The organism is Dyella sp., assembly GCF_035508675.1.
GTDB lineage: Bacteria > Pseudomonadota > Gammaproteobacteria > Xanthomonadales > Rhodanobacteraceae > Dyella_B.
On sequence record NZ_DATJMN010000361.1, the window covers coordinates 1 to 7,393 of the forward strand.

Sequence of the window (7,393 nt, forward strand, 5' to 3'; positions counted from 1 at the left end):
AGATCTACGCCGAGCCCAACACCATCACCGGCTCGATCGGCATCTTTGGCATGTACTTCACCGTGCCCGATGCTTTGAGCAAGCTCGGCATCACCAGCGATGGCGTGGGCACCGCACCGCTGGCTGGGGCCTTCAACATCACCCGTCCGCTCGACCCCAAGGTGGGCACGGTGATCCAGTCGATCATCAACAAGGGCTATCACGATTTCGTTAGCGGCGTGGCGCAGGCGCGCGGCAAGGATTACTCCGCCATCGACGCCATCGCGCAGGGCCGTGTGTGGACCGGCAGCCAGGCGCAGCAGCGCGGCCTGGTCGACCAGCTTGGCGGGCTCGACGCCGCCATCCAGAAAGCCGCCGAGTTGGCGAAGCTGGGCAAGGACTACGCCGTGCGTTATCAGGAGCAGCCGATGGGCGCATTTGAGCGCTTCATGCTGAGCCTCAACCAATCGGCGATGGTTGCCGGCTTGCAGGCTTACGGCGTGCGCTTGCCGAGCTGGTTCGCACAACTGCCGATGCTGGCGCCGGAACTGCAGATGCTGCGCACGGCGCAAGCGGGGCACTTGAACGTCTATTCGTATTGCTTCTGCTCGGTGCGCTGAAATACCCAACATTGGCGCGTGTATGTACCAGAGACATGCAGCACGTAGGTTGGGGTGCGCGGAACGCGAACCCCAATGTCCCTGGATCCGCACCATCTTGGAACTCGGCTACACCTTACCCCAGCCTGCGTGCCACCAAGCCACCACTTCCTCGGCAATCACATCGACCGGCCTGGTCGCATCCACGGCGAACACCAGCGGTTCGCCGTCAGGTACTTCCAGATCACGAAACTGGCTGTCCACCAGCGAGGCGGGCATGAAGTGCGCTGCACGATGCGCCACGCGCTGCGTCGCCTGCTCCGGCGTCAGGGCCAGGAACACAAAGCCGAGCGCAGGTGCGGCTTGGCGCAAGGTATCGCGATAACGCTGCTTGAGCGCGGAACAGGTAAGCACCACCCGCTCGTAACTGGCGAGCCGATCGGCGGCTTCGCGCGCCAACCGTTCCAGCCAGCCTTGCCGGTCGGCATCCGTGAGCGGAATGCCCGCGCGCATTTTGCGAATGTTTTCCGGCGGATGGAATTCGTCGCCCTCGATCAGGTAGGCGCCGGTGCGCTGGCAGATGGCGGTGGCTACCGTCGACTTGCCGCAACCGGTGACGCCCATGACGACGATGGCGCGCATCAAGCCCATCTCCCCGTGGGGAGGATGGGCAGGTTCGTGCGATGAAGCGTGCAGGGGAAGCTCATGGTGCTGCGTGCATGGATGGTTTTTGATTTTTGCACGCTGATAAACATCAGGCGAGCAGGTTGGGGTGAGGCTTCGCCGAACCCCAACATCGCCATGCGTATTTTTCGCTTACGGCCTTGGGACTCGCTGACGCTCATCCCGGCCGTCACACGATCAAGCCGCCATCTCTTCTTTTTCGTCGACGTGCACCGGCAAGCGAATCAGGTAATCGAACGCACTTAGCGACGCCTTCGCCCCGTCGCCCATCGCAATCACGATCTGCTTGTACGGTGTGGTAGTCACATCGCCGGCCGCAAACACACCCGGCACCGAAGTTTCGCCGCGCGCATCCACTTCGATCTCGCCGCGCGGCGACAGCTTCACCGTGCCCTTCAACCATTCTGTGTTGGGCAACAGGCCGATCTGCACAAACACGCCTTCCAGCGCCACCTGCTGGTTCTGGCCGCTGCTGCGGTCGGTGTAGCTCAAGCCGGTGACTTTGCTGCCATCGCCAACCACTTCGGTGGTCTGTGCACTCACGATCACCTTCACGTTCGGCAGGCTGCGCAGCTTGCGTTGCAGTACTTCGTCCGCGCGCAGCTTGCTGTCGAATTCGAACAGGGTGACGTGCTCCACGATGCCGGCCAGATCGATCGCCGCTTCCACGCCGGAATTACCGCCGCCGATCACCGCCACGCGCTTGCCCTTGAACAGCGGGCCATCGCAGTGCGGGCAATAGGTAACGCCCTTGTTGCGGTATTCCTGCTCGCCCGGCACATTCATGTTGCGCCAGCGCGCACCGGTGGAAAGGATCACCGTCTTCGCCTTCAGCGACGCGCCGCTGGCCAGGCGCACTTCGAACAAGCCACCTTCTTCCTGCGCCGGAATCAGTTGCTCGGCGCGCTGCAGGTTCATCACGTCCACGTCGTATTCGTGCACGTGCTGTTCCAGCGATGCAGCCAGTTTCGGGCCTTCGGTATAGGGCACCGAGATGAAGTTCTCGATCGCCATCGTATCCAGCACCTGCCCGCCGAAGCGTTCGGCCGCCACACCGGTACGGATGCCTTTGCGAGCTGCATAGATCGCCGCCGCCGCACCCGCCGGGCCACCGCCCACGACCAGCACTTCGAACGGCGCCTTGGCGTTGAGCCTCGAAGCATCGCGCTGCGCCGCGCCGCTATCCAGGCGGCCGACGATCTGCTCGATCGTCATGCGGCCCTGGTCGAACGGTTGGCCGTTGAGGAGCACGGTCGGCACCGCCATCACCTGGCGTGCGGTGACTTCGTCCTGGAACAGCGCGCCGTCGATCGCGATGTGCTTGATGTTCGGGTTGAGCACGCTCATCAGGTTCAGCGCCTGCACCGTGTCCGGGCAGCTATGGCAGCTGAGCGACATGAAGGTCTCGAAGACGAACTCGCCTTCCAGGTTGCGCACCTGTTCGATCACTTCCGGCTCCACCTTGGGTGGATGGCCGCCTACCTGCAGCAGCGCCAGCACCAGCGAAGTGAACTCATGGCCGAGCGGAATACCGGCAAAGCGCACGCTCACGTCCGTGCCGCTGCGCGTGATCGCAAAAGAAGGCTTGCGCGCTTCGTTGCCGTTGGTGCGCAGCGAAACCTTCGGCGACAGCGATTCGATATCGCGCAGCAAGCCGAGCAGTTCCTGCGAGGCGGCGCTGTCATCAACGGAGGCGACCAGCTCGATCGGATGGGTCACCCTTTCCAGATAGGCCCGCAGTTGTTCTTTCAGATCGTTGTCCAGCATGCTGTGTGCTCCGTCAAAGCCTGATGTTGGAGTAGCCGCCGCCAGCATCCGGTGAAACGTGGATGGGCGGCGACTGCTCGAGGTAGAGGGTGCGGGCCCGGTGGGAGGGGGAGGGGTACCGGGCCCGCGGCGATCACCCGTTGCGGGGATCGCCAAAACTTGCCATTAGATCTTGCCGACCAGGTCCAGCGACGGCTTCAGCGTGGCGGCGCCTTCCTGCCACTTGGCCGGGCACACTTCGCCCGGATGGGAAGCGACGTACTGGGCAGCCTTCACCTTGCGCAGCAGTTCGCTGGCGTCGCGGCCGATGCCGTTGTCGTGGATTTCGCACACCTTGATCACGCCTTCCGGATTGATCACGAAGGTGCCGCGCAGCGCCAGGCCTTCTTCTTCGATCATCACTTCGAAGTTGCGGGTCAGCGTGCCGGTCGGGTCGCCCACCAGCGGGTACTTCACCTTCTTGATCGCATCGGAGGTGTCGTGCCATGCCTTGTGCGCGAAATGCGTGTCGGTGGAAACACCGTAGATCTCAACGCCCAGCTTCTGGAACTCGGCGTAATGGTCGGCCAGGTCTTCCAGCTCGGTCGGGCACACGAAGGTGAAGTCGGCGGGGTAGAACACCACCACGGACCACTTGCCCTTCAGCGAAGCCTCGGTCACATCGATGAACTTGCCATCCTTGAATGCGGTGGCCTTGAACGGTTTGATTTCGGTGTTGATCAGCGACATCTGCTTTTCTTCCGTTGTAGTGGTTGGTGAGGGGATTGGTTTGCAACGATAAGGGGTGTCTATCGAAAGAGCCAATTGATTGTTGGGATCGGAGTCATTCATGACGTCTATGGGCCCGCGATGCATCCCGTCAATCGCTGTGCGCCTGCGCCCGCCTTGAAGACCGGGCGTTGCTTCACGCCAAGGAAACGGTATCGGGTCCCGTTTTTTTCAAGGAGACTTTCCTCGACAAACTGGGAACGACGCTTTAAGGCAACGCACCATAGCATGCTGCCAATCCAATGCTTGTCAAAGGGTTCGCTCGCATAGCGCCGGCTCTTCTACGCGATGAGCCATGCAGCAGCAACATGATTGATCGCTTATCCACCTCGCTTACTACGGGGGTAAGGGCGGCGTTTGCACGTTCAAGGAGTCGGTTTATGGAGCAGGGCGTTGTCACGCAAGTCATCGATCACCGCGCCGTCACCAGGCAGCGCCATGCCGAGCGGTATCTTGCTTCGAGCGCGAGCCAGTCAGCGCATATCAGCCATCTGGCCGTCATTCTGGACGGCAACCGGCGCTGGGCCAGTCAGCGCGGCTTGCCGATCGTCGACGGCTATCGCGCTGGTGGCGACAACGTGCACCGTTTTCTTGGCTGGTGCGAAGAGGCAGGCATTCCATTGGTGACCCTGTGGCCGCTCTCGATGGAGAACCTGCGCCGCGATCCGCAGGAGTTGCAAGCGTTGCTCACGGTGATCGTCGACGTGTTCGATGAACTGGCCGAAAGCGATCGTTGGCGCTTGCACATCCTGGGCGATCTCGCCCGCTTGCCGCCGGCCGTGGCTCAACGTATCTCCATGGCGGAGCAGCGTACCCATCGCAGCAAGGGTGTCGAGGTGAACATTGCCGTGGCCTACAGCGGACGGCACGAAGTGCTGCGCGCCGTGCAATGCCTGCTTGCCGAACACAGCTTGGCCGGTACACTCGATCAATTGATCAACGTACTAAGTACAGAGCTTATCGCCAGCAAGCTCTACACGGCCGGACAGCCGGACCCTGACATGGTTATCCGCGCCTCGGGCGAACAGCGCCTGTCGAACTTCATGCCCTGGCAGAGCGCGTTTTCCGAGCTTTATTTCTCACCGATGTGCTGGCCGGAATTCGGCCTGGCGGATTTTGAGGATGCCCTGGCCACGTATCAACGCCGGCAACGGCGATTTGGCATGTAGCTGCTTCGCCAACGGTGTTCGGAGCATTTCCGGGCAAGCGTTTTTGATGCCCGTGCAACTGAGGCGGCCATGCTATCCAGGAGGGTAGGAATCATGCATGTGGAGACCATCGAAGCGAGCCGCCAGCTATGTCGTGCAATGGATCAAGGCACAGCGCAAAAGGGTCTCCTCGACCAGGCGTTTGCCTTGATTAAGTTTCCGGGATCGAGCCGACGGTCGCCGGTCATCAAGCGTATAGGCAGCTAACGCAGCCTGACCAGCGGCAGATCGCCAAGCATCATTTGGAGGAGCAATGACTCGTGCCGAATTAGAAATACCATTCCCGTCGCGCGTGCATCCACAGATCGCGCGAGTGCTGAAGGAGCACGCTGAGTGGATGAAGCGTATGGGATTGACCAGGGGCGGAAACATTCCTTCGGGCTACGACGAACGAGGTGTCGATATCGTCCCCTTCATGTTTCCAGATATGCCTTATGAGGGTGTGCTGTATGCCACTCATATGATGGGGATAATGGTCTTTACGGATGACTATTGCGCTTATGGCGAGAAGGAGCTGCAGCGCGTCAACGGGTTTGTAGAACAGTTCCTTGGGCGAATGCAGGAGCCGGTCGGTCATCGCCACGAGAGCGAAGATCCGCTGCTGCGCGCATGGGATGACAATTGGAGCCGCGTTGCCGAGAACATGTCCAAGGCGTGGCGGACACGAGCACTGAAGCATTGGCGCCTTTTTATTGCCGCTTTCGCGAAGGAGAACAGCATGCGCCAGCAAGGAGTGTTGCCGAAGTTGGAAACGTACTTTGGGCTTCGGCGTGAGGCGGTGGGCGCACTGCCTTTTAGTGATTTGATTGAGTCAGGATATGGTTTCGAGCTTTCACTCGAGGTCATGGAGCATCCTGTTATGCAGTGCATGATCGATGCATTCTGCGACGTCATGATCATGATCAACGATGCCCACTCGCTGCAAATAGAGATCGAAACGGGTGAAGTAAATAACATGGCAAAAATACTCATGCATGAGCATGGATATAGCAAAGACGATGCAATTGCCGAATTGCAGCGTGTGTGTAGAGAGCGCTGCAATGCATTCATCCATCTTGATGGAGAAATAAGAAAGGAGTTGGGCGTACTCGACCTATCTGGGCAAACATGGAAAAACATCGATACCTATATCGGAAACCTGCGCAGCATGATGCGTGGGCATTATGACTGGTCCCTGGGGGCATCTCGCTATGATCCGAAGACGTTTGCGATGCCACAGGACTTTCTTGAAATATCCCGAGAAACAGCTTCGATCGCTGCGAAATGAAGGATAAACCAGTTCGTAGGATGGGACGACAATCCCCGCTATTCCGCGGCTTCCCAATGCTGCGATTGTCATCCCAGCCAACATGGTTACGCTGAGCGCGAAGAGGTTTGACTGCCGGTGGCGGGCGTGCCGGTAGCGGCGATGGCATCGGCTCCACACAAGTTACACGACGCAGGCACGTCTCCTGCACGATCCAGATTGCCTAATGTCGCCAGCTCAGCAATAGGAAACTGGCGCCGCTCCATGCATGACGTGTTCCAGTGGCTGCACCTCGTCGCGCTCGGCTCGCTTGGCCTGGCTTGTCTTTGCGCCGCCGTGATCTTCGCGCATATCAGCGGGCATCCGCAGCGCATGGGCATCATGGATGGGGTGTGGCCGATCGCAGCGCTGTTCGGTTCCATGCTGGTGTTGGCAGGGTACTTCTGTTACGGCGCGCAGGATGCGGAGGATGTAAGTGATCAGGAGCGCAAGCCGGCGCCGTTCGCGGTGGTGGTGGGCAAGGGGGCACTTCATTGCGGCAGCGGTTGCACGATCGGCGACATCGTAGCGGAGACCCTGTTGGTGATCTTCCCCAACATGGCTGCATGGTTTGGCTGGCATTGGCTGTTCCGGCAGAAGATGTTCGCTGCCTGGGTGCTCGACTTCATGCTTGCCTTTGTTGCCGGGATTTTTTTTCAATATTCCGCGATCGCGCCGATGAGGGGTCTCTCGCCCCGGCAAGGGGTGGTAGCTGCGCTGAAGGCGGATAGTTTGTCGCTGACGGCTTGGCAAATCGGCATGTACGGTGTCATGGCATTTCTGCAATGCAAGGTATTCAAACCTTTGCTGGGTTCGTTCGTAACGGCAGGCCGGCCGGAATTCTGGCTGGCCATGCAGTGGGCGATGATCGGTGGCTTTATCACCAGTTACCCCGTGAACTGGTGGTTGATCCGTGTCGGCATCAAGGAAGCGATGTGAGGCGAGTGGTGTGATGGAACGTGATCAGGCGAAAAATCAGGCTTACCCAGACATCCGCGACTACGCGGTGATCGGCAATTGCCACGGCATCGCCCTGGTGACCAGCGCTGGCCGTGTCGACTGGTGCGCGCTGGAGAGCTTCGATGCCTCGCCGGCTTGTTTCC

The 7,393-nt window shown here is 60.0% G+C and carries 7 protein-coding genes; 4 read left to right on the forward strand and 3 right to left on the reverse strand.

The annotated features are described in order from the left end of the window. Positions 1-599: S49 family peptidase (locus VMA74_RS19180; protein ID WP_325369914.1), on the forward strand; the 599-nt coding region annotated here is incomplete at its 5' end. Between the two features lie 108 nt (positions 600-707). Here VMA74_RS19180 and VMA74_RS19185 read toward each other — a convergent pair. The 3 genes from VMA74_RS19185 to ahpC form a co-directional block, all read right to left on the reverse strand. Further along, on the reverse strand, positions 708-1,220 hold the full coding sequence (locus VMA74_RS19185; protein WP_325369916.1) for a gluconokinase: 513 nt from the start codon (positions 1,218-1,220) through the stop codon (positions 708-710). A gap of 219 nt (positions 1,221-1,439) precedes the next feature. After that, positions 1,440-3,029, reverse strand: a complete 1,590-nt coding sequence (ahpF, locus tag VMA74_RS19190; RefSeq protein WP_325369918.1) for an alkyl hydroperoxide reductase subunit F — start codon at positions 3,027-3,029, stop codon at positions 1,440-1,442. A 165-nt stretch (positions 3,030-3,194) separates the two neighbouring features. Next, a complete protein-coding gene (gene ahpC, locus VMA74_RS19195; protein ID WP_325369920.1) occupies positions 3,195-3,758 on the reverse strand; it encodes an alkyl hydroperoxide reductase subunit C in 564 nt (187 codons plus the stop codon). Positions 3,759-4,177: 419 nt separating this feature from the next. Between ahpC and uppS the strand changes: the two genes are divergently transcribed. The 3 genes from uppS to VMA74_RS19210 all read left to right on the forward strand — a co-directional run bounded on the left by uppS (position 4,178) and on the right by VMA74_RS19210 (position 7,229). After that, a complete protein-coding gene (gene uppS, locus VMA74_RS19200) occupies positions 4,178-4,966 on the forward strand; it encodes a polyprenyl diphosphate synthase (protein ID WP_325369922.1) in 789 nt (262 codons plus the stop codon). A 292-nt stretch (positions 4,967-5,258) separates the two neighbouring features. Further along, the gene (locus tag VMA74_RS19205; RefSeq protein ID WP_325369924.1) at positions 5,259-6,272 is read left to right on the forward strand and encodes a terpene synthase family protein; all 1,014 of its coding nucleotides are present in this window, start codon (positions 5,259-5,261) and stop codon (positions 6,270-6,272) included. Positions 6,273-6,389: 117 nt separating this feature from the next. Further along, positions 6,390-7,229 carry a DUF4396 domain-containing protein gene (locus VMA74_RS19210; protein ID WP_325369926.1) on the forward strand — a complete coding sequence of 280 codons (840 nt, stop codon included), beginning with the start codon at positions 6,390-6,392 and terminating at the stop codon, positions 7,227-7,229. The last annotated feature ends 164 nt before the right edge of the window (positions 7,230-7,393 follow it).